This window comes from Lysinibacillus zambalensis (assembly GCF_040183165.1).
GTDB lineage: Bacteria > Bacillota > Bacilli > Bacillales_A > Planococcaceae > Lysinibacillus > Lysinibacillus zambalensis.
In genome coordinates, this window is the sequence record NZ_JBEGDG010000035.1 from 1 (window position 1) to 23,004 (window position 23,004).

Below are 23,004 nucleotides of genomic sequence, written 5' to 3' on the forward strand. Positions count from 1 at the left end.
CGAATAACTATTTCGTTCGTCAAAGATTTCGAAGTCTCTTTGATATTTTAGTTTGCGTTCAATATAGTCGATTAATTGTTTACGCGCTTGCTTTGGGAATTTCCGTTCCGTTCTTAAAGCCTTTCGCTCTGCTACATCCGATGAGTCCTCAATTTTTCGATCATATTCAGAAATCACTTCATCTACTTTTTCGACCATTTGAGCTAGCTCTTCTAATGCTAATTCCTTTTCGTTTTCCCGTTCAATTTCTGGCACGATTTCTTTTTCAAGCAGCTCATCGTATAGCTGGTTTGACTTTTCAATTAGTCCGTTATGATATTTCTCAATCGACTTTTTCCACACGAATGTAAATTTGTTCGCATTCGCTTCAATCTTTGTTCCATCGATAAAAATGGCTTCATTCTCAATCAGCTTTTCTTGCACTAGCTGACAACGAAATTGGACAAAGCATTGGCGTAATAATTCCTTCACCGCCGGATGAACACGAAAACGATTAATTGTTCGATAGCTCGGTTCATAACCTTGAGCTAACCACATCATTCGAACACTGTCTTTTACGAGATCTTCAATTTTTCTTCCAGAGAAAACAGATTGGGTGTAAGCACACAGAATAATTTTTAACATCATTCGTGGATGATAAGCGGGACAACCCGTGCATCGAAGAAATGAATCGAACGCTTCATTTGGAATACTTCCCACTAAATCATGGATGGCGTAGGCGATATCATTTTCTTGAAGTTTTATTTCTAAATCTAGAGGTAAAACAACTTGATTCATGTTATAATTTTTAAACATAAGGATCCTTCTTTCTGTAATTTTGTTGTGGTGACTTAATTTTATCAGAAGTGGTCCTTATTTTTTATGAAAAAGTTTAAAGCCGGTGAAATTTTACTGATCGTAAAATTTCACCGGCTTTTTAGTTTAGAGATGGGTTTTGTCCCAGCCTCTTCTTTTTATTCTTGCACAGCTACTTCTTCTTTTTCAAAGAGAATGCCAGTAATATGGACATTCACTTCAGCTGTATCAAGTGCAGTCATATTAAAAATCGCTTGGCGAATTTGAGTTTGAACTTCCTTCGCCACTTTTGGGATTGTATAGCCGTATTTTACAGAGCAAAATACATCAATGGCAATCTCACCAGTTTCAGTAACACCCGATTTAATGCCTTTATTGTGAACTTTTTTACCGAAGCGTTCAACTACGCCCGTAGCAATATTACCGCGAGTTGCTGCGACCCCTTCTACCTCGTTCACTGCGATTCCAGCAACAACCTCGATTACTTCCGCTGCTACTTCAATTTTCCCAAGTTCTTCTTTACCAGAAGGTGTTGGTTGTACGAAAGATTGTCCTACTTTCTCTGCCATACAAATATCATCCTTTCCCTTACACATCACAAACAAATGCTGTACTTACGCTTATTATACTATAAAAAGGAAAGTTTGGCTTCGTAAAGACGCTTTAATTTATTTGGATCATGTTTATGTCGATAAATTAACAAAGTTTATCGATAAAAATAAAAAGCGAAGACGTTGAAGATTTCTTCACCATTTTATTTGCGTTTCTTTTTAGAATAAATCACAAACCAGACAAAGTATAAGATTGTAACTAGTGATAAACCTAATGAAACATATCTACTTTGCTCATTGGGCAAAACAATAGTAAGGACAATAGTTAAAATAATTGCAGGTAGCATCGTACAAAACCAAACTCGTACTGCTTTATTTTTAAACGAAAGTTCAAAACCCTCCATACAATCATCCTATTCATTATTTGTAAACGGCTCTTTATTTTTTGTGCGATGGCTGTTGAAAAGTCATTAATTGCCTTCTTTTATCCCTGCTACATTATCAATAGAAGTAGATTTACCATTGATGTGAATATCAATCGTATCAAGGTTCGGATCCAATGTTAATTTATAAACATGTTGTTTTATTGCATTATCCTGTTGATTCGTAATGTCTAACTTTATTATTAATGTATTCCCCTGCGTTTCAAGGTCTGATGTAACCGTTCCTTTTGACCGAAAAACGACATAAGAAATATCCTTATCTACTACATTGATTTTTTGAAGTGTATATTTTTCATCAATTACCTCTTGCACTTTATCTGGAACAATCTCAATTTCACTAATACTTAACGTTGGTGAATTACACGCTGTTAAAAGAAACACTGACAAAAGTGCTAAAAATAACAATTTTTTCATTGCCGTTTAACCCACTCCTTAAATAACTGAAAATTCCATCCATAAAACATTGTAACATAGAAAATCATGAATTGGTAAAGGAATGGGAATTGCGCAACAAATGAGATTGACGTTTGGCTACAGGCAATACGATAAGATTAGGGTTATAACAACGGTAGCAAGCTCTTAGAAAAGACTTATCTCTGTTCTCCGTTTTTTGGACATAAAAAACCTCCTAACTAATAAAAGTTAGAAGGTTTAAGTTATGACACTATTAAATAAGCCGATCTAAAATCGACTTACATTTATTAAAAACCCAAATAATTGAATATGCGAAAGTCTACATTTCAACGCTTCTCGCTTTATTATTTAATCAATTATGAATATGTAGTGTTACTGTCTCTTTTCAACAAATAACAAAATTAGTGTTGCAATCGGACCTAATACAAGAGAAAGTAAAAACCAATTTAGCCCCGTTCTATTCTTCCCTTGTGCAAGTGCAGCATTTATCAACGCCAATGTACCCCAACCTACGAAATATTCGTTATTCATCATCTGCCCCCTATCTCTTTTAACGATATAGCACCGATAGTATACACTTCTCCATAAATTTGATTATAACATATACAAATAATATGCTTCAAAACCACTGTAATCACAGCAGAGGAACAAAAAATGGTGGAAAAAATATCCGTTGTTAAAGAAGGATTTGTAACATAAGAAAATGGAACAGGTTTCTTTTTTACAAAAGAAAAATGATTATTAAAGTAACTTTAGACGAAATCGACTCGCTTCGAAGTAACGGTCGATCTCTTTAAAACCATCTATCACAATACTTTCCTATGATATCATTTCCACGTATAGTTTTTTCATTTTATAATAGCGATTTAAGTAGGCAGTTATGATAACTTTTCGTCAATCCAAACATTAGCACACAAACATCACTCTAAGGGCTTGTACTAATGACGACTACTCATTATATACCAGTCCTATTGTGATGTTTCACACCCCCTATTGTCACCTTACGAACGCCTGACAGACACATTTACTCTTTCACAATTAACTCAACACCTTTCTTCCCCTCATGTATTTTGCCACATTAATCATTTGCTTTAAACGTTAGTTCTCGTTAGATATAGTTCTTCTTATAGTCAATACGTATGTATGTTGTCGGTAGTTACGGAGTCGATAGCCGTTTACATGACGTAATATTTTAAAGATAGTAGTTTAGATAAAAAGAAAGTAGTATAGTTCGTGTATCCCGTTTGGTATTGCTAAAGCGTATCTACCATGATACCCCTAATCACCACCAAAATACCGTTCAGCTCTAAGCGTCAATCCACTTTCGATATACCGTTTTCCAATAAAACTTTCATCTACTATATACCTCACACTAAAACGTCCTATTTTGGGACAACTTTTCGGAAAAATTTATTCCTATTTACTTAAACGTTCATCCCTCCTTTGTTTTATGCGTTCTAACCTTTGTATGATAAATACGCCTACTTGCGATCTAAAGCTATTTCTAGCCACGTTTATAAAGGCGAAATGAAGGCCTTATTCTTCCTAAGAACTCAAACACCATTTCAGATATGATTTCCGCAAAAGCACAATTCTTACTATAAATGGTGTTATACTATAATAAAGGAGGGAATACGAAGTGGAATTTAAATTTGGGGACGGTTCTCTTTTTCTACCCCCTTTACACATTACGATTATAGCAATAACCATTATTTTCCTTTTAGTAAGATGGAGCAAGCAATTAGAAACAAGACGTTTTACGATTTTCTTTTACTTTCTAATTAGTAGTACATATATTACTCCCATTTTTTCTCTCAGCACAAAAGAAGGTGTCTTTCAGCTATGGGTTCCTTTGGGATTTATAGTAGTATTCTTTTACTTGTTTCGTAGTGAAAGAAATCATCCAGCTAAAATGAAAGCTAGTATTCTAGGTCTTTCCATAGCAATATATCAGTTAATTCTGCAATATTTCTGACGGATTTTTCTAGCCCATTAACGGACATTCTGGTTATAAAAATAGAAAAACTAGGTGTTGGCGCACCTAGTTTTCGTCAACCATTGTTGGCGCTACGATTATGATACTAGTCGCAAGTTGGCGCGAGCTCTAGCGAATATTTGCCGAAGTCTGTTGGCGCAGATTTCAGTGTTATATATGACTCTACTAATTGACGCTTGTTGAGCGTTTAACTCTGGGCAATGGATCTCATAAGACATTAAGAACCTTTTCAACTACATTTCTAATTCATCATCGAATGGTAGTTTTAAAACGTCCCTCCCTTTCATAATGTCTCCCTCGATAATTAACATCCGATTATCAAAGTATACATTTTTTTCTTCTAATTGAATTAACATACTCATACGTAAACCACATTTATAAATTGTTAAATAGCTACTGCATCTTTCAAAGAATAAAGTTACTCATATTTAATAATGAAAGACGTATCGCTAAATTATTCTCATTAGCTGGTGGTTTGATTTTCCCGTCGACTTTAATTTTTATATCCTTCCAAAAACGCCTTTCAATCCAACCGTTATCGAATATACGATTTAATATCGCTTTTATCACACGTAATTTACTTTGCTTTGTAATTTCTTTTACATCGCCTAATGATAAGATAAATCCGAATAGTATTTCCACTGTAATTTCATCTAAATATTCGACATTCATATTCGTTAATAACCGCCTAAAATTGTAGTCGTATTCTTTAATCGTTTGTTTGCGTATGCCCGATAAGCGCATTTGTTCTTTAACGATGATTAGCGCCGAATACGCACTAATACGATTACCTTTTAAACGAATTGGTTTAACATCAATCATAATTGTCGGTGCTGATATTAGCGGCTCATTATTTTCATTTTTAGGATTAATCGTTTAGTTCGATCGGATTCATATTTTCTAAATCGAAAATACCGGTACGTTGACTATTTTTACACACAAAAAAGACCCCCTAACGAATCGGTTTCGTTAAAGGGTCTAAAAATCGGATATTCCGTTTTGTTTTATTCCTAATTCTATTCCGCCAACTATTCAGCTGGCAAATATCGCACAACTATTTCGCAAGCTTCCCGACTATTAGCCGAGATGGTTAAACCGTTGATACGGCTTACTTGCTTGTCCCCAAAACATCATTCTCTTCTAGGAACTTCGTATTGAATTGCGCTGATTTGAAAACGTCATTGTTCATCAATGCTTGGTGGAATGGAATTGTTGTATTGATCCCAGGACCAGATACTTCGAATTCGCTAAGCGCACGATTCATTTTCGCAATCGCTTCTTCACGTGTATCTGCATGAACAATTAGTTTTGCAACCATAGAATCATAGTAAGGTGGGATTGTATAACCAGCATATACTGCAGAGTCAATACGTACACCGTAGCCACCTGGAGTTACATAAGTATCTACAGTACCAGCTGATGGCATGAAGTTTTTATAAGCATTTTCTGCGTTAATACGGCATTCAATTGCCCATCCATTTAATTGAATATCATCTTGAGTGAAAGGAAGTTTTTCACCAGATGCAATTTTTAATTGTTGTTGTACAAGATCAACACCAGAAATCATTTCAGTTACTGGGTGTTCTACTTGGATACGAGTATTCATTTCCATGAAGTAGAATTTATCTTCTCTATAGTCATAAATAAACTCGATAGTTCCAGCACCTTCATAGTTACAAGCTTGTGCAGCTTTAACGGCAGCCGCACCCATCTCAGCACGACGCTCTGAAGATAGCGCTGGAGACGGAGCTTCCTCTACTAATTTCTGCATACGACGTTGAACTGTACAGTCACGTTCACCTAAATGTACAACGTTACCATAGCCATCCGCTAATACTTGGATTTCACAGTGACGGAAGTACTCGATGAATTTTTCTAAATAAACGCCAGGGTTACCGAATGCTGCAGCAGCCTCTTTTTGCGTAATTTCAATGCCTTTTACAAGGTCTTCTTCTGTACGTGCTACACGGATACCTTTACCGCCACCACCAGCAGTTGCTTTAATGATAACTGGGTACCCAATTTTAGCAGCCCATTCTTTACCTGTTTCGATATCTGGAACAATACCAGTACCCGGAACAAGCGGAACACCTGCTGCTTCCATTGTTGTACGTGCAACATCTTTAATACCCATAATTTTAATTGAATCTGATGAAGGTCCAATGAACTTAATGCCTGCGTTTTCACAAGCTTCAGCGAAGTCAGCGTTTTCAGATACGAAACCGTAACCTGGATGGATACCGTCTGCACCTGTTTTTTCTGCTACGCTCAGTAAAGCCGGGAAGCTAAGATATGAATCTTTTGATAGCTTAGGTCCGATGCAATATGCTTCGTCTGCTAATTTCACATGTAATGCGTCTGCGTCTGCTTCTGAATATACGGCAACAGATTGAATGCCTAACTCTTTACAAGCACGAATGATACGCACAGCGATTTCGCCGCGGTTTGCAATTAAAACTTTTTTCATATTGTGCACTCCTTACTCAGCTTTTACAAGGAATAATGGTTGTCCGTATTCTACTAATTCACCGTCTTTAACAAGTACTTCAACGATTTCCCCTTGAACTTCTGCTTCAATTTCGTTGAATAGTTTCATAGCTTCTACGATACATACGATTGTTTCATTACCAACTTTGTCCCCCAATTTAACGTAAGCTGGTGAATCCGGGTTTGGAGATTGATAAAAAGTACCGACCATCGGAGATACAATTTTATGTAACGATGGGTCGTTATTTACTGGTGCTGCAGCTGGTGCTTCTTCAGCTTTTGCTGGAGCAGGAGTAGCTGGTGCTACAGGAGCCGCTGCTGGTGCAGATTGTTGTACAACAGGTGCCACTACTTCTTTTTTAGGTGCTACAGTTTCAGTAACAACAACACCATTCTTTTTTAATTTAACTTTTGCCCCATCTGCTTCATAAACGAACTCGTCAATTGAAGAAGAATCTACCAATTTAATGATTTCACGAATTTCTTGAATTTTGAACATTTTCCTAACTCTCCTTATGAAATAAAATCTACTACAAGCACTATTCTATATTTTTTTCGAACAATTTGAAATACTTTAATGCAAATTAAGTAAATATGAACAAAACAAAAGGCTTTCTTTTACTAAACGAAAGCCTTTTCATGATACTGATATATAACAATGATTTCAAATAAACAGAATATTAGTATTTTTCTTGTTATTTTTAATTGTTACTATTTGCACTGAATTTTACTAGGACGTCATTTGCGCCTTCCATTTCTGTTCTCACTAAATAAATAATTTCATTCGCTTGCGCTTTTGATAGCTCCTCCGCCATAACAGTTACCTGTACTTTATCACCGTCTGCTCGTACAAATGCATCGGAATAACCTAAAGATTTAATAAGCATTTCTAACATTGCTTCAGAGGATTCTTGTTTTATAAGGCTATCCATCTCATTATAAGCTTTACTTTTATCTTCTGCTGAATAATCTTGTGAACCGATTTTCTGCTCTAATTGCGAACGAAGCTGGCTTCTTTCATCACTAACTTGCATGCGCATCTCTTCAAATAAATGGCTTGGAGAAGATACTTCCTTCGTCTCTCCCTCTTTCGTTGCTTCTTGATCAGTCACACCTGTTACTGCAGTTTGCTGTAATGCGTCATCTGTGAAAATAGTTAGTCCATTAAATTGTTTTGCTGGATCAACCAAATAATACACTGAAATAACCGCTACTAGACTTAATAATGTCATAAACCAAACTGTTCTTCTACGTACGCGCATTTACTTTTCCTCCTTATTTTCCATTGGAACGATAATAATTCGATGAATCGGTAATTGCATAACTTGACTAACAACCGCACGAATTTCATTTTTAACAAAGATATCTGATGCTCCTTTTGAAACAATTAGTATCCCCGTTACTTCTTTCGTGCCTTGTTCAGTTCCTCGAAAATATTGACTGAATAATTGATTATCATCCTTCTCATCTGTCATATCTCCGTAATAAAAATAGACTTTTACCTCCCCAACACCTTTCATAGCCTTCAATGTCTGTTCAAGTTTTTCTTCATTGGTTTTCGGTGATACTTGCCCATTCGTTGTATTCGTTTGATACATTGGTAAAATGATGAAAATTCCCACGGAGGCAGCGATCAGCATTAAGACTAAAAATGACGTTGTTTTTTTTGGTTTCTTTTCCACATCACTTGTACATTGCCTCCTTTCATCTCTTCTCTTTTTCAAGTGTATGTACGCTTGTTTCCTCCTATGAATTGATAAATGGAATCTTTAATAGCAATTGCAAAAATACTAACGTAATGACAAGCTTTGTAAGTGAAATTATTTCTTTATCGTCCGTTAGAAACACGAATATCTGACAGATAAAGAGAATTGCTAATAAAAGAATCAATTTATCTCCCTCCAGCCATAACTTGCACAAAAACGATGAGGAATAAACAAGAAAACATAAACGAAAAAGCAATTAGAAATGATACAGCACATAATGTAAATAGAGATTTACTAACATGATCTAGAAGTCTACAAATATCATCAAAGGCGATTGGCTCTAAAATAGCAGCTAACATTTTCAACGAATAGGCAGCAACAACAAGCTGCACTGTAGGAATGAACGACACGGTAATAACCGCTATAAACGCAGTAATACTACTAATAGAAGAAGAGAATTGTGTCATATGCTGGAACATTGAAAAACTATCTACTATAAAGGAACCGACAACTGGAATATTTTCCTCTATTAATTTTTTCACAGGCTCTGCAACAGCTGCGTTGACACTAAAAGCTGCAACACCACTCGCCGACATTAAAATGATGTAACAAATAACTGATGCAGAGACGATGCTCATAATGGTAAAACGAATCAATTCAGCAATTCTCGTAAACGAAATTTCTTTAACGATGACACTGCAAACATCAAAAACAATGGCAAGAAGAACTCCCGGAATAAGCCATTTACTACTAATAATCGTTAATACTTGTACAAAAAAAAGTAAAAAAGGCTGCCAAGAAGCAATCGCTGTAATGCTGCTTGATAAAAGAAAACTTGAAGTAAGGATGGGATAAAATGCTGTAAAAATATGAGCAAGTCCCTTTGCGATTTCGTCTATTAATGTAAATGAATTCACAACGACAGGTCCTATTGTTGCAAGGACTATAAGAAAAAAAAGTATCCTTGTCCCTTTTTCAAATTCTGGTAAAATCATATTGATTATCAAAATAATAATGACGTAGCCACATAAAATAAGCGTCATCTTCAGCAATAGAAAGAATGGATCCGTTAAAAACGAAAATATTTGCTCTAGCAATGTCTTCGCCCCTTAGTTTAGCCGTTGTAAAATGGCCGACACCTCCTGTAAAACAGCCAAAAACTCCTTAAACCAGTACAACAAAATAACTATTTTGACCCCATCATAGACGATGTGCCCGAGTACTTTATAGTTTTGTTCTACCAGCAACATCGACACCCATTGCCCGATATAAAAAAGGCTAGCACTTACCACAATGGCTTTTGCATAAGGCAAAAATGCTAATGTCTCAAGTAATTGCTTGATGAAAGGCAATAAGAGTGTCGAAAACAACATACCGAAAAGTAAAAACGAAAACATTACACTAATTAGCGCATGGAGTGGCTGTATGACTTCTTTTATAAGCAATAATAAAAGCAGCATGACAACAGCAACGATGACAATTTCCATTTACCTACCCTGATGAGGTCAGCCATTGAAAGAATGTAAGGATCTCATTAAAAAATAGACGTAAAAATCGCAGTAATTCCGCTGTCATATATAAATAAGCAATGAAAAATAGGAAAAATGAAAATTCTTTCTTTCCTGTTTGATCAAAGAAGACATGAAGAAGCGCAACTACTAGTCCCACTCCCGCGACTCTTAATACGTCTTGTAATTCCATTTCATACGCCCCCTCGTGTACAGCAATATATGTCGCTACCACAAAAAAAAGACCTCCATACTTACGTATAGAGATCTTAGTATTTTTATGAAATTAATGATGCCTCGTCATCCTTGCGTTCTAGATTGGCTTTGCGCAGCCCAAAGACCCCTTCCCGCTTGCGTAACGCCGGGTTTCAGTGGATGTTAGACATCTTGATAAGTACTTAAATTCGCCACCACCCATAGAGGAAGAACGTTTTATAGCTGACGCTTCGCTTCCGTTAAGAAAACTCTTACTGAAAAAAGTTAAAGTAACTTTTCAATTATGCTTTTCACAGTACCCGGTTGTTTCACTAAATAGCTTTTTTCGCCCATCCACATCGATAAATAGTCAGCTTTACCCTGTTTTGCGCCTTCTTTACGAATCGTTGTAGTTAGATCATTTTGCAATGGATAAGGGGCTACAGTAGCATCCTTCATACGTTCAGTAAAACTATTTGCTAAGCCTCTTGCTGGTTTCCCAGAAAAAGCACGTGTAATCGTCGTTTGCTGTGCTTCCGATTGAAGCAAGGCATTTTTATAAAGAGGTGAAATTTCACACTCATCTGCTACAAGTAAGGCTGTACCAATTTGAACCGCTTGTGCACCCATTGCTAGTGCTTTGCTTACATCTTCCTTTGTAACAATGCCTCCAGCAGCAATAATCGGTATGGAAATTTGTCCTACCACTTGTTGCAGTAAATCATGCAAATCAATTAATTGCATAGGTTCAGTGAAGGAACCACGATGACCACCAGCTTCGCCACCTTGAAGAACAACAGCTTGCATACCTGCTTGTTCTACACGCTTTGCTTCCTCTAGTGTAGTAGCTGTACCAATTACATAAACTTCGTTGTCCTTTAAACGATGAATAACATCTGCTGAAGGAATACCAAATGTAAAGGAACAAATGGCTACATTTTCTTCAAGAACAGCTTGTACTTGTTCTTCAAATACTTCCTTGGACATGACACTTTGTACAGGTGATAGTCCAAGTTCATCATAAAACGGTTGTAAAGCCATTCGAGCTTTTTGAAGAACATCTATATCAATACGTGGTTCTTCTTGTACAAATAAATTAATCGCAAATGGCTTTTTCGTTAGCTTTTTAACTTCCTGAATAAAGCTTTTTGTTTGCTCACCATCTAAATAGCCCGCTCCAATCGAGCCTAAAACACCTTGTTCTGCACAGGCAGCCACAAATTTTGGCGTAGTTACACCAGCCATTGGCGCCTGTATTATTGGATATGGAATTTCAAAAGTTGTTTGTAGCATAGCATTCACTCCTTACTATTATTGTAAACAAATCTTCCAATTATGACCACATATTAAATAATAGAAACAAATTTTTCTATTTATAAAAAAGAAGCTCTCTCTACCTTTATATGTATAATAAAAAAACCTACCCTTTTAAAAAAGAGTAGGTCGGATATTTTTATTCATTACCCACGAGAAACGTAAGAACCTTCTTCAGTATTGATTACTAACATGTCACCTTGGTTTACGAAGAATGGCACTTGTACAATAAGACCTGTTTCAAGAGTTGCAGGTTTTGTACCACCTGAAGCTGTATCACCTTTAATACCAGGCTCAGTTTCTGTTACTTCTAGTGTTACAGTGTTTGGTAATTCAACACCTAACATTTCACCTTGGTATGATTGGATATGCACTTCCATGTTTTCTTTTAGGAATTTTAATTCATATTCAATAGCAGCTGAAGAAAGTTCAGTTTGCTCATATGATTCTAAGTCCATGAAAACATGCTCATCACCTTGTGCATAAAGGTATTGCATTTTACGGTTATCAATTTGTGCTTTTTCAACTTTCTCACCAGCACGAAAAGTTTTTTCATTTACTGAACCGTTACGTAGGTTACGTAATTTAGAACGTACGAACGCAGCACCTTTACCTGGTTTAACGTGTTGGAAATCTAACACGCGGTATAATTGGCCATCTACAACAATTGTTAGACCTGTACGGAAATCGTTTACTGAAATCATTTGTGTTCCTCCATAGTTTATAAAATAATAAGTTCTTTTGACGAATGAGTTAGCAGTTCATTACCTGTCTCTGTGATTAAAATATCGTCCTCGATACGAACACCACCGATTCCTGGTAAATACACTCCTGGTTCAATCGTTACGGCCATACCTGGCTCTAGAATTGCTTCTGAACGCATCGATAAGCCAGGGCCTTCATGTACTTCAAGACCAATCCCATGTCCTAATGAATGACCAAATGCCTCGCCATAGCCCTTTTCTTTTAAGTAGTTACGTGCAATCGCATCTGCTTGGATCCCTGTTAAGCCAGGGCCAACCTTTTCAAGTGCTAAAAGCTGGGAAGCAAGTACTGCGTTGTACATATCCACTAATTTTTCAGATGGCTCGCCTACTGCAACAGTACGTGTAATATCCGAGATATAGCCATTGTACAGTGCTCCATAGTCTAATGTGACAAAGTCGCCTTTTTCAATCACTTTATTCGTTGCTACACCATGTGGTAAAGCTGAGCGAAGACCAGACGCAACAATTGTATCAAACGAAGACTGAATTGCTCCTTGTTTACGCATGAAAAATTCTAATTCATTCGAAACTTCAAGCTCTGTTTTACCTGGCTTGATGAAGTTTAAGATATGTGTAAATGCGTGATCAGCAATTTCACACGCAACCTTAATAATATTAATCTCTTGTTGCGTCTTAATCAAGCGAATTTTTTCAATTAGCCCAGAAATCGGTACTAAATCAGCTTGAATTATATTTTTATATAGCTCATATGTGCCATAGCTAACAGTATCTTTCTCAAAGCCCAATAATTTGATACCCATGTTTTTTACTTGCGTTGCAATTTCTTCAATGATCGTCGCCTCATGCTTAACAATACGGAAATCTTGTATTTGCGCGGCTGCTTGCTCTGTGTAACGAAAATCCGTGATAAACACAGCATCATTTTGAGACACGATTGCTACGCCCGCTGTCCCTGTAAAACCAGTCATATAACGACGGTTGTATCCGTTCGTAATTAAAATGCCATCGAGATTTTGTTCTTGAAGTGTCTTACGTAGCTTTTGCAATTTCAACATAATCAATTCTCCCTCTCAATAAATGTGCGTAGTGCCAGTTCATAGCCTTTCGTACCTAGTCCAGAGATTTGACCAAGGCATGCCGGAGCGAGATAAGAATGATGACGGAAAGCCTCACGTTTATGGATATTTGAAATATGTACTTCTATGACCGGCACAGAAATCCCTGCAATTGCATCATGTAAAGCTATGCTTGTATGGGTATATGCACCGGGATTAAAGATAATACCATCATATTTTTCGTCCTCCGCCTCATGCACCCAATCAACAAGTACCCCTTCATGATTAGATTGACGAAACTCGACAGTTGCACCTAAAGACGCCGCAAGATTCTGAACATTATTTTTCACATCTTCCAATGTCTCATAACCATAAATATGGGGCTCTCTTTTTCCTAGTCGATTTAAGTTAGGTCCATTCAAACATAATAACTTCACGCATATTCGCCTCTTTCTATGTACTTGCCATTATTTTATCATACAAGGAGCATACAGCAACTAATTTCCTTTTTGTGCTGTATGCTCCTTCTGATGAAAATTTGCAGTTTCAAGCAAGAAACGTAATAGACAAATAACAATGACCATAAAAGGAATCGATAATTTTTTAAAGGAAGAAGATTGTAAAGGCAAATCAAGAACAATCCATTCTAATGTGATTGACACAATAAGGCCGAGCAAAAAAGATGAAAGCACAGCTGGGATAATATAAACATATCTCAACGTAATGTATAATAGAAACCCAATCATGAATAAGACTAAAATGAAAAAGCTCCATTGAAATAGTTTTGAACTGTCTTCGAATAAATCCCACTTCTTATAAAAACCTATTGGATTCCATTTAATAAGATGAAAGTAATGAAGCCCCTTTAAACACAATGCTAAAACAAGCGCACCGACTAGCGATGTTATACTAGCTACTCTCAAGTAAAATCCTCCTAACTTGTACTACGAGTTAATTTTCAAACGTTAATCATTTCCTAAACTGTACGATTAGTGTATCCATATAGAAATTTTACTATGCGTAACTCTAGAGGTTTTTCACTAAATTTAGTACAATGGTACAGTTGAAATATATAAAGAGAGTGGTGTTAGCCTTGAGCAATTCACCTGTATACGGGGGACAAGCACAATTAGAGGGTGTAATGTTCGGAGGAAAGGAACATACGATTACTGCCATTCGCCGTAACGATGATTCCATCGATTATTATCATTTTAAAAAAGTTCAAAACCCTATTTTACAAAAGCTTAAAAAAATTCCATTGGTACGAGGCGTAGTAGCGCTGATTGAATCAGCTGGTTTAGGCTCTCGTCATATGCAATTTTCAGGTGATCGTTACGACGTTACACCTGGCGAAGAGGAAGAGCATAAAGAGGAAGGCTCAAGACTGCAAATGATTTTAGGGGTTGCGGTTGTAGGTATCCTTTCCTTTTTATTTGGTAAATTTGCCTTTACTTTAATTCCAGTATTTATTGCGGATTTTTTCTCTAAATGGATTGAGGGCAAAACTGGCCAAATTTTACTTGAAAGTGGCATAAAGCTACTTTTACTACTTACCTATTTATATTTTATATCTTTAACACCACTTATTAAACGAGTATTCCAATATCATGGTGCAGAACATAAAGTGATTAACTGCTATGAAGCTGGTATGGAAATAACAGTGGAAAATGTGCAAGCACAATCACGCTTACACTATCGTTGCGGTAGTAGTTTTATGCTATTTACTGTGTTTGTCGGCATGTTTTTATATTTCTTCGTGCCAACTGATCCACTTTGGTTACGCATTTTGGACCGTATTCTATTAATTCCAGTTGTTCTTGGAATTTCATTTGAAGTACTTCAAGCTACAAATGCATGCCGTAATATTCCCGTGTTACGCTACCTTGGCTATCCAGGCTTATGGCTACAATTACTGACAACACGTGAGCCAAAAGACGACCAAGTAGAAGTAGCCATCGCATCATTCAATATGCTGCTTCAAGTTGAGCAACAACCCGAAATCGCAGCTACTTTGAATCATGATTAATAAATTAAAGGGCAAGACCAACTTTTTGTTGGACTTGCCCTTTTATGTTAGAGATTCGTTATTATAATGGCTGTACAGAAATTATTTGTTGCTTTGCTTTCTCGTACTCCGCCTCCAATGTTATGAGTATTTCATGAACGGACTCTCGTTTGTCAATATTGGTAATGCCATGTCCAGCTGACCAAATATCTCGCCATGCCTTGACATTAACAAGATGTGTTAAATCAACATCTTCTCTTGGCTTCAATGTCGCAGGATCAATCCCCTCTTTTAATAAGGATGGAATTAACACATTGACATGGACACCGCTAAAAGCATCGGTATATAAAATATCTGAAGCGTCACTTTCAATTACCATGCTTTTATACGCTTCAGGTGCATCTCCTTCATCACAAGCTAAAAATCGAGTACCCATATAGGCATAGTCTGCTCCCATTATTTGAGCAGCTAGGACGTCCGCACCGCTAGAGATAGAGCCAGATAAAATAATCGTTCCCGTAAAGAATTTCTTAACCGCAGATACAAAGCCAAATGGGTTCAATTGCCCGCCGTGCCCACCCGCACCTGCACACACAAGAATAAGTCCGTCTACACCTAGTGCAGCAGATTTTTCGGCATGCTTGACGTTCGCAACATCTGCATAGACCTCCCCACCATAGCTGTGCACAATGTCCATAACTCTCTTTGGATTACCGAGTGAAGTAATGACAATTGGTGGCTGAAATTGTTCAATTAACTGTAAATCTTCTTCAAACCGTGTATTTGCTACAGGATGGCAAATACAATTGACTGCCCATTGCTCAGTAGGTAGCGCCTTTTTTATTTCTTCAAGCCACTCTGCACAAGTTGAAGCCGGTCTTGCATTTAATAACGGAAATGAACCGATAGCCCCTGCTCTACTAGCCTCAATAACCATCTTAGGATTAGAAACTAAAAACATCGGAGCAACTATAATTGGTAAACTAGACATACACCCTCCCCCTTTATACTTATAACATTTCGAGAGATTTCCTGAAAATCCTACTATATAAATTCAAATTTCAGCTCTGACCTCGCATCTTCCGTTGAAATAACAGAGTAGTGATCATAAAAATAAAGACCGTATACCCTAAAACGATTGCAAGTGGCACGAAAACATCTGAATATGCTCCACTTAGCACTGCACGCGCCGCATGAACAGCATGGACAAAAGGCAAAAATTGCGTGATAGATTGGAATGTACCACCTATCATGTCAGGCTCAAACCATGTACCACTAAACCAAGTTGATAAATTGACAAATATCGCAAAGATCCCTCCTACCTGTTTGTCCGTAAAAATTGTGCCAAGTAATAAACCAAAACCAATATACAATAAGGAAATGACAATAAGTACGCCTACCATTAAAAGGACAGATTTATTAAAAGATAATCCTAAAAATACGGCTGTGAGTAAACAGAAAATAATTTGCATGAATGCAATTGGTAGTAGAGGTAGCACATAGCCCAAAATATAATCACGCGCTAACATAGGAGAAGCAAAAATTCGCATTAAAAAGGATGAGCTTTTATCCTTGCCTAGTAACATACCTGAAAAAAGAGTAAGAAATGAGAAACTAAAAACAATAACACCTGGTGTGAGATTACTAATTTCATATAAAGCGAATGGCATATTTTTTTGCATAACAGAAAATAACCACATAAGAAGCATTGGTAAGCCCATGCCAAAGATGAGCGTTACCGGATCCCGTACTATTTCCTTATGATTTCTTGTCGCAAATACACTTGCTTTCATACGGACTCCTCCTCTGTAACCTCTAAAAATACATCTTCTAAAGAACCCTTTTTAGTTTCATGCAATAATTGCTGGATTGTACCAAGAGCACGTAATTTCCCTCGATGCATAATTCCTACACGATCTGCCAGCATCTCGACCTCTTCTAAATAGTGAGTTGTTAAGACAATCGTTACATGACCTTTTAATTGATTTAATACGTTCCATAAATCGCGACGTGCACGTACATCCATACCTAAAGTTGGTTCGTCTAGGAAAAGTATTTTCGGATTAGACATCATAGCCATCGCAACACTTAAGCGACGCATGTAGCCGCCCGATAACGTTTTAGCTTTACTGGACTGCCGAGGAGTCAAGCCAAATACATTCATTTGTGCGCTTGCTCGTTTCTGCGCCTCCGTTTTTGAGCATCCATAAATTTGGCCCATTAATAGCAGATTCTCTACTACTGTTAAATTCGGTGCAATTGCTGTTTCCTGTGGAGAAATATTTAATTTCTTTTTAGCAGCGACTTGTTGATGAACAATACTTTCACCATCTAAAAGGGCATCACCAGCTGTTGGTGGCAAAAGTCCACAAAGCATTTTAATCGTTGTCGTCTTCCCGGCTGCATTTTGCCCGAGAAGTGCAAAGAATTCTCCACTTTTAATAGTTAAAGATAACTGATCTACAACTACATGTTCCTTGTACTGTTTTGTTAAACTCTTAATTTCAATCGTCATGAGACTCACCTCTCTCTATTAGCATGGCATTAATTTTTTCTATATCACGCTTCGAAAGCTTATATTGCAATAGCCATGTCACGACATATGTTCCTAAGAAACTTGCTAATAAAGAACAAACATTGGCCATCGTTTTCGGCATCCATAAAATCATCACAATAGGTATCCAAATAATTGCCGTTACAAAAAAATGCACAATAAACTGCTTTAGCATCCCCCATCTAGCCATTTCAAAAAATAGTGCAGCTACAGCGAAAGTTATCCCAATCAAGCCAGTCAACAATACTTGCGTGATTATTGCGTTTATTTCATTTGTAAATAACGCTCGAAATTCGGGCACTACCCAAGCGTAACTTCTTTGCGCGATCCCCATTGATACAAAAAATTGCACTACTTGCCCAAGTACAGCACCAATGACAAATCCACCTATAATACGAATTAGTAAGTCTTTTCGCACGTTTTTCACCTCATAGTCCTAATTGTTTCTTAATTTTCGTTACATAGCGCCTTGAAGCGTATGTTTTAATCCCACCTTTTAGCTCAACTCCAATTGTTCCTGTTTTACTAATGTCCATATGTATAATCATATTTCGATTGACCATTTCAGCATTTGAAATTCGTACAAATACCTGTGTATTTAGCTTTTTTTCAAGCTCATACAAGCGAAAACGTACATTGTAAATACCACCCATCGTTTGCACGAAAACTTTCTTTTGTTCCGTATAAATGCGCACAATGTCCCCACAGTTAATAAATTCAACACCTCTATGTGATAAAACCGATAATGTATTCATTTCAGCGGAAGCGATACACTGCATGAGATTTTCTATTTCATCGGTCATCTTATCAGTGTGAATAGTCACTTTAGGCTCTTTGCATGCCGGGTCAATCGACACTTCTACTTTCATATCATCACAGTCCTTTCATTCGTTTTCACAATAAAATTTTTATGTAGTTATGTAAATGGAATTTCGACGGTTGGTCGTTTATACGGGATAAATGGTTGGGACACCTCCTCTCAAAGGAGGCAGCAGTTTTTCTAAATGAAGAAAAAAATTGCCTACCTATCTTTATAACGAGATAAATGTAGCTTTCAAATAAAGCTTGATCATTTTCTAGCTATTAATCTTCTATAATTACAGCCAATCGTCGAAAATCGTTTCAACTAATTAAAAAGCCGCCGAAAATCCGGCGGCTTATTTATCACTCAATTTTGTATCAATTTTTTCTCATGAATACTCAATTGTAAATCTGCTACATTTTTTATAAATTGTTGATCATGTGAAACAAAAAGAATAGTGCCTTCATATCCAGTAATAAAAGTTTCTAATGCTTCTATAGCATCAATATCTAAGAAATTAGTTGGTTCATCTAACAATAAAATATTATATTCACCTAAAAATAGCAGACATAGTTGGAGTCGAATAGCTTCTCCGCCACTTAAAGACTTTACACTTTTTGTAAATCTGTACCAACAAACTGCATTGAATGTAAAACACTTCGTACAAATGGTTCATCGTATCCTGAGCGATTTTTTACGAATTGCATAACTGTTGCATCATTTGCGAAATGGTAACTCATTTGCTTGAAGTATCCTATTTTTGCTTTTGGAGAAATTATTAGGTTATCATCCTTCTTTGCAATATAGTCTAGCAATGTACTTTTCCCACTGCCATTGCTACCTGTAATCGCAATTTTTTACCAAGTGGCAGTTGGAAACTAACATCTTCTAATAATATTTTATTTTCAACTTGAAGTGTCAATCGCTCAACCATAATCGGGAACTTATTATACAATTCTGTAGCTTTAGATTGGCGGAAAACAATAGGTCTATTTTCTCTTACAGCTTCGACTTCCTGAAGTTTTTCCATTCGATTTTCAATAGCTTTAGCTGCACGTTGCATCGCTTTTGCACTCGTACCTTTGGACTTCGTCATAAACGACTTGTTCGGTAAGGCATTGGCTTCCCTTTTAGACATCCGCCCAGCTTGAGCAACCTTTTGAGCTTTTTTCATTTTTTCTTGTGCTGCTTTTTCGAGCAGGCTCTTTTCTTTCACTAACTGTTCATGGGCTTGCTGTTGTTGCTCACGTTCTAACTGCTTTTGAACCACATATTCACTATAATTCCCTAAATAAACTAGGACCTTACCTTCATGAATTTCCCAAATTGTCGTGACTAGTTCGTCTAGTACAGCACGGTCATGACTAGTTAATATTAGCGCTCCATAATAATACCGAAGTTCCTCTAATAAAAAGGAAATTCCCTCTTGATCCAAATGCGTTGTCGGCTCATCAATTAGTAATGCATCGTAATAGTTGGTAAACAACTGAGCAAGCTTCATCCTTGTCTGCTCGCCGCCACTTAAATGAACCGAATCTTTTGGTATATCTAATTTTCCAAGTAATACTGGATCGGCTCCAAGTGATGTTGGTGCTTCAAGTTGTTCAAAACATCCGGACTCAACATGACGATACACTTTCCCTTTAGTTGGTTGAACCTTACCTGACAATAAATTTAATAGTGTACTTTTTCCTGCACCATTACTACCAACAATCCCAATACGGTCAAATTGGTGAATGGCTAACCGGCCGATCTTTAAGATTTCCTTATCTAAATAGGCTACTTCAACATTTTCTAATTCAAAACAGATTTTTTCCATATTCGCTACCTCCCGAAATTTTTATCATTTCGTATCGATAGCAAGGATCGATACGAGCTTCTAAACTAAGCTCGTATCAATAAAAAAGTAACATACCCATTCAAAATCCCTCCTACTTTTAAATAAAATAAAAAATCACAGATGTCCTGTCTGTGATTTAGAGTAAATGGAATTGCCCATCTTCATTAAAGTAGAGGCTTGAAGGTAAATGTCACCAAATGAGCCTTCTCTTAGTAAAGAAAAATTACACAAAGATAAAGAAAGGCAGAATAATCCCTTTCTTCAAATTAGATAATTATATTTAAAATGAAGATTATTAAAAAAGGACAGACTTATCCCGTTTACTCTGTGTTATACAAACAGAGTCTTTGACCGTATTGAATTACTGGTTCAAAGTTAGGGACCATAGTCTAGGTATCATTTTTAATAATCCTCCTTACATTTCTAAAGGTACGATATTTATCGTATAGAGACTTTGAGAAAAAGTCAACGGGAAATTACACTTACCCACATTCATTTAAAGTTTGATTGTACCGCATTTAAAAAGCTATCGTTTTGAATAAAGATTGATCAAAACGATAGCTTTCTTTTATTTATAGTTCATACTAATCTTCCAATTTCCTTTTTCGATACATTTTTAACACTTAGAAATAGTAGGAAGATCATACTCTTATTCGATAACATTCATTTCTAATTTTTTCTGTACAGCTTTAATCATTCGAGCAGATCCATAGCAAGTTTCTCCATTTTCCATTAGAATTTCTTTCTTTTTTAAGTCCAGTTCTTGAATATTGTCGATATTTACTACGTAAGAATTATGGCAACGAATGAAGCCTTCATACTCTTTTTCTATGTCTTTCAGCTTCCCATAAAACTCCACTTGACGATTATCCAAATGTAAAACAACTTTATGTAATGGGGAGGATTCAAAAAACATGATATCATCATAGTTGACACTAATAATTTTATCTGCAACTCTTTGAACGAATTTTTTATTGGAGGTCTTGTTCATTACTTGCTTTCTTTCATTTGTCACCTTCAAACAGCTAACAATCTTGCTCTGTACAGAATCGACATCATCTTTAATAATAAAATCCATCGCAGCTACTTTATAAATGAAATTTAAATATGTAAGTTCTGAGTGGGTTGTGATAAAAACAATATCACCTATTGGATCAATTTTTCTGATTTCTGCGCCAAGTGTGATACCATTCATCTCATGATTCAAGTCGATATCAAGAAAATATAAACCAGGTCGATTACTCTCCTTTATATAGGCTAATATTTCTTCTGGATCTGCAGTAGTTAGTACCAGTTGCATATCAAGGTTTTCAATCATTATGTAATTTGAAACATACCTGGCTATCTTTTCTCTTTGTTCCTTTTGATCTTCACAAATAAAAACATCAATCATCTCAATCCCTCACTTTAAAATTACAATTTCCTGCTTAAAAAATTCATCCTCTATAACTGTATCCAACTGTGTGTTATTTTCTTGATCAACCATTTTCTTCAGGCTAGTCAGCCCCAATCCTCGATTTTCTCCTTTTGTTGAGAAACCTTTTTCGAAATATTGAAAGAGCTTATGTCCAGTATCTCTGAACGTATTCCAAACGACAAAGGACACGGATTGTTCAAACTCCACAAACCCCACTCGAACCGTACCTTTTTCTACTTCTTCTGCTGCTTCAATGGCATTGTCTAAAATAATTCCAATACAGCGGCACAACAGTACACTATCCATATTCAGATAATGAATTTCGTTAGGACATTCAAAAACCACATCTATCCCCTTTTCCTGTGCTGTAATCAGTTTGGAGGATACCAAACCTTTTACTTCTGGAATTTTAATTTGGGACAATCCCCTCATTTTAAAATCATTGTCACGAATCTTTTGACTGACGCGCATAATATTGTCATTAAAATAGCTTTCTAAAGCAGTCATATCACGATTGGTGATATATTCTGACATAGAAGACAGAATATTGATGTAATCATGGCGGAAAGTTCGCATTTCATTATAGTTTTTTTCCAGCTGTTCGGTATACATTTGTAGACTGTTTAGCTCAATTTCCTTTTCCCTCATCTCAAACTGCTTTCTAAAGGTATATACTAGGAACGACAAACTAACAGCAAAAATAATAAAATAGATTAATAAGTACATCGTATTCATCAATACAAGCTTATTTTGATTTCCTGTTAACCGTACATAAACAATCATTGTAAAATAAATCACATATGTGAAAAGACCTAGGAAAGCCGCAATTCGCGTTAATTTCTTATCATCTGCATCCTTCTCAAAAATTCGGATAATTACTTTTTTCCAAAAGGCTATAAATATAAAGCCAATAATCAGTGTAATAAAGTGATGAAGTAATGTCGCTGAAAAAATGATTCCGTTCGTTTCTATAAAGGTAGTACTAATCCCAAAGATTTTTACCATAATGAAAGATGTTATATGATCAATTAGAATCATAGCAATCATTATTGTTGATGCGTAGTACAATGCAGGTATCCACTTTAGATATGTACACTTAAACATAGCAAGAACAAACGCAAATATTAATAACGAACCAAAAATATCTAAATACGAATATAGCCATGCCATAATTAAACTAAACAATATGGCCGC

General features: G+C 36.3%; 28 protein-coding genes and 1 pseudogene. 2 read left to right on the plus strand and 27 right to left on the minus strand.

Features of this window, described 5'->3' with window-relative positions; genetic code table 11:
* From ABNX05_RS24445 to ABNX05_RS24460, 4 genes are all read right to left on the minus strand, one after another.
* The coding region (locus tag ABNX05_RS24445; protein WP_349662079.1) for a transposase at window positions 1-795 on the minus strand (795 nt) is incomplete at its 3' end.
* 158 nt (window positions 796-953) lie between these two features.
* On the minus strand, window positions 954-1,364 hold the full coding sequence (locus tag ABNX05_RS24450; protein ID WP_349662080.1) for an Asp23/Gls24 family envelope stress response protein: 411 nt from the start codon (window positions 1,362-1,364) through the stop codon (window positions 954-956).
* A 452-nt stretch (window positions 1,365-1,816) separates the two neighbouring features.
* Entirely contained in the window at window positions 1,817-2,203 is a 387-nt protein-coding gene (locus ABNX05_RS24455) for a putative periplasmic lipoprotein (RefSeq protein ID WP_349662081.1), read from the minus strand.
* Window positions 2,204-2,575: 372 nt separating this feature from the next.
* Window positions 2,576-2,737: a hypothetical protein gene (locus tag ABNX05_RS24460; protein ID WP_349662111.1), complete on the minus strand. Its 162-nt coding sequence runs from the start codon at window positions 2,735-2,737 to the stop codon at window positions 2,576-2,578.
* Between the two features lie 1,105 nt (window positions 2,738-3,842).
* Here ABNX05_RS24460 and ABNX05_RS24465 point away from each other — a divergent pair.
* Window positions 3,843-4,178, plus strand: coding sequence for a hypothetical protein (locus ABNX05_RS24465; RefSeq protein WP_349662082.1), 336 nt, complete (start codon window positions 3,843-3,845; stop codon window positions 4,176-4,178).
* Between the two features lie 254 nt (window positions 4,179-4,432).
* On the opposite strand, the gene ABNX05_RS24470 is transcribed toward ABNX05_RS24465, so the two are convergent.
* The 15 genes from ABNX05_RS24470 to ABNX05_RS24540 form a co-directional block, all read right to left on the minus strand.
* Entirely contained in the window at window positions 4,433-4,561 is a 129-nt protein-coding gene (locus ABNX05_RS24470) for a hypothetical protein (RefSeq protein WP_349662083.1), read from the minus strand.
* Between the two features lie 43 nt (window positions 4,562-4,604).
* Window positions 4,605-5,021 (minus strand): hypothetical protein, encoded by a 417-nt coding sequence (locus tag ABNX05_RS24475; RefSeq protein WP_349662084.1) that lies wholly within the window; start codon window positions 5,019-5,021, stop codon window positions 4,605-4,607.
* Window positions 5,022-5,307: 286 nt separating this feature from the next.
* Complete coding sequence (accC, locus tag ABNX05_RS24480) at window positions 5,308-6,666, minus strand: acetyl-CoA carboxylase biotin carboxylase subunit (protein ID WP_349662085.1); 1,359 nt, start codon at window positions 6,664-6,666, stop codon at window positions 5,308-5,310.
* Window positions 6,667-6,678: 12 nt separating this feature from the next.
* Entirely contained in the window at window positions 6,679-7,185 is a 507-nt protein-coding gene (gene accB / locus ABNX05_RS24485; protein ID WP_349662086.1) for an acetyl-CoA carboxylase biotin carboxyl carrier protein, read from the minus strand.
* A 202-nt stretch (window positions 7,186-7,387) separates the two neighbouring features.
* On the minus strand, window positions 7,388-7,948 hold the full coding sequence (locus tag ABNX05_RS24490; RefSeq protein ID WP_349662087.1) for a SpoIIIAH-like family protein: 561 nt from the start codon (window positions 7,946-7,948) through the stop codon (window positions 7,388-7,390).
* Window positions 7,949-8,368 carry a SpoIIIAG-related protein gene (locus tag ABNX05_RS24495; RefSeq protein WP_079561813.1) on the minus strand — a complete coding sequence of 140 codons (420 nt, stop codon included), beginning with the start codon at window positions 8,366-8,368 and terminating at the stop codon, window positions 7,949-7,951.
* A 64-nt stretch (window positions 8,369-8,432) separates the two neighbouring features.
* Window positions 8,433-8,576: a hypothetical protein gene (locus tag ABNX05_RS24500; protein ID WP_349662088.1), complete on the minus strand. Its 144-nt coding sequence runs from the start codon at window positions 8,574-8,576 to the stop codon at window positions 8,433-8,435.
* A 1-nt stretch (window position 8,577) separates the two neighbouring features.
* Entirely contained in the window at window positions 8,578-9,489 is a 912-nt protein-coding gene (locus tag ABNX05_RS24505; RefSeq protein WP_349662089.1) for a stage III sporulation protein AE, read from the minus strand.
* A 12-nt stretch (window positions 9,490-9,501) separates the two neighbouring features.
* Window positions 9,502-9,879: a hypothetical protein gene (locus ABNX05_RS24510; RefSeq protein WP_079561815.1), complete on the minus strand. Its 378-nt coding sequence runs from the start codon at window positions 9,877-9,879 to the stop codon at window positions 9,502-9,504.
* 4 nt (window positions 9,880-9,883) lie between these two features.
* Window positions 9,884-10,093 (minus strand): hypothetical protein, encoded by a 210-nt coding sequence (locus tag ABNX05_RS24515; RefSeq protein WP_012295089.1) that lies wholly within the window; start codon window positions 10,091-10,093, stop codon window positions 9,884-9,886.
* A gap of 287 nt (window positions 10,094-10,380) precedes the next feature.
* Window positions 10,381-11,388 carry an NAD(P)H-dependent flavin oxidoreductase gene (locus ABNX05_RS24520; protein WP_349662090.1) on the minus strand — a complete coding sequence of 336 codons (1,008 nt, stop codon included), beginning with the start codon at window positions 11,386-11,388 and terminating at the stop codon, window positions 10,381-10,383.
* 167 nt (window positions 11,389-11,555) lie between these two features.
* A complete protein-coding gene (gene efp / locus ABNX05_RS24525) occupies window positions 11,556-12,113 on the minus strand; it encodes an elongation factor P (RefSeq protein WP_197141081.1) in 558 nt (185 codons plus the stop codon).
* 17 nt (window positions 12,114-12,130) lie between these two features.
* Window positions 12,131-13,192, minus strand: a complete 1,062-nt coding sequence (locus ABNX05_RS24530; RefSeq protein WP_349662091.1) for a M24 family metallopeptidase — start codon at window positions 13,190-13,192, stop codon at window positions 12,131-12,133.
* A gap of 2 nt (window positions 13,193-13,194) precedes the next feature.
* A complete protein-coding gene (aroQ, locus tag ABNX05_RS24535; RefSeq protein ID WP_053483682.1) occupies window positions 13,195-13,629 on the minus strand; it encodes a type II 3-dehydroquinate dehydratase in 435 nt (144 codons plus the stop codon).
* Between the two features lie 60 nt (window positions 13,630-13,689).
* Window positions 13,690-14,115 carry a hypothetical protein gene (locus tag ABNX05_RS24540; protein ID WP_349662092.1) on the minus strand — a complete coding sequence of 142 codons (426 nt, stop codon included), beginning with the start codon at window positions 14,113-14,115 and terminating at the stop codon, window positions 13,690-13,692.
* Window positions 14,116-14,246: 131 nt separating this feature from the next.
* Between ABNX05_RS24540 and ABNX05_RS24545 the strand changes: the two genes are divergently transcribed.
* Window positions 14,247-15,218, plus strand: a complete 972-nt coding sequence (locus ABNX05_RS24545; RefSeq protein WP_386827333.1) for a DUF1385 domain-containing protein — start codon at window positions 14,247-14,249, stop codon at window positions 15,216-15,218.
* Window positions 15,219-15,279: 61 nt separating this feature from the next.
* Here the strand turns inward: ABNX05_RS24545 and ABNX05_RS24550 are convergent, their stop codons facing one another.
* The 8 genes and pseudogenes from ABNX05_RS24550 to ABNX05_RS24585 form a co-directional block, all read right to left on the minus strand.
* Entirely contained in the window at window positions 15,280-16,188 is a 909-nt protein-coding gene (locus tag ABNX05_RS24550; RefSeq protein ID WP_349662094.1) for an NAD(P)H-dependent flavin oxidoreductase, read from the minus strand.
* 70 nt (window positions 16,189-16,258) lie between these two features.
* The gene (locus tag ABNX05_RS24555) at window positions 16,259-16,990 is read right to left on the minus strand and encodes an ABC transporter permease (protein WP_349662095.1); all 732 of its coding nucleotides are present in this window, start codon (window positions 16,988-16,990) and stop codon (window positions 16,259-16,261) included.
* Entirely contained in the window at window positions 16,987-17,712 is a 726-nt protein-coding gene (locus ABNX05_RS24560; RefSeq protein WP_349662096.1) for an ABC transporter ATP-binding protein, read from the minus strand. The genes ABNX05_RS24555 and ABNX05_RS24560 overlap by 4 nt, the downstream gene beginning before the upstream one ends.
* The gene (locus ABNX05_RS24565) at window positions 17,702-18,169 is read right to left on the minus strand and encodes a DUF3021 domain-containing protein (protein WP_349662097.1); all 468 of its coding nucleotides are present in this window, start codon (window positions 18,167-18,169) and stop codon (window positions 17,702-17,704) included. The genes ABNX05_RS24560 and ABNX05_RS24565 overlap by 11 nt, the downstream gene beginning before the upstream one ends.
* Window positions 18,170-18,179: 10 nt before the next feature.
* Complete coding sequence (locus ABNX05_RS24570) at window positions 18,180-18,620, minus strand: LytTR family DNA-binding domain-containing protein (protein ID WP_349662098.1); 441 nt, start codon at window positions 18,618-18,620, stop codon at window positions 18,180-18,182.
* Window positions 18,621-18,919: 299 nt separating this feature from the next.
* Window positions 18,920-20,372, minus strand: a pseudogene (locus ABNX05_RS24575) (Msr family ABC-F type ribosomal protection protein).
* A 670-nt stretch (window positions 20,373-21,042) separates the two neighbouring features.
* Window positions 21,043-21,786, minus strand: a complete 744-nt coding sequence (locus ABNX05_RS24580; protein ID WP_349662099.1) for a LytR/AlgR family response regulator transcription factor — start codon at window positions 21,784-21,786, stop codon at window positions 21,043-21,045.
* A 9-nt stretch (window positions 21,787-21,795) separates the two neighbouring features.
* Entirely contained in the window at window positions 21,796-22,980 is a 1,185-nt protein-coding gene (locus ABNX05_RS24585; protein WP_349662100.1) for a sensor histidine kinase, read from the minus strand.
* Between the last annotated feature and the right edge of the window lie 24 nt (window positions 22,981-23,004).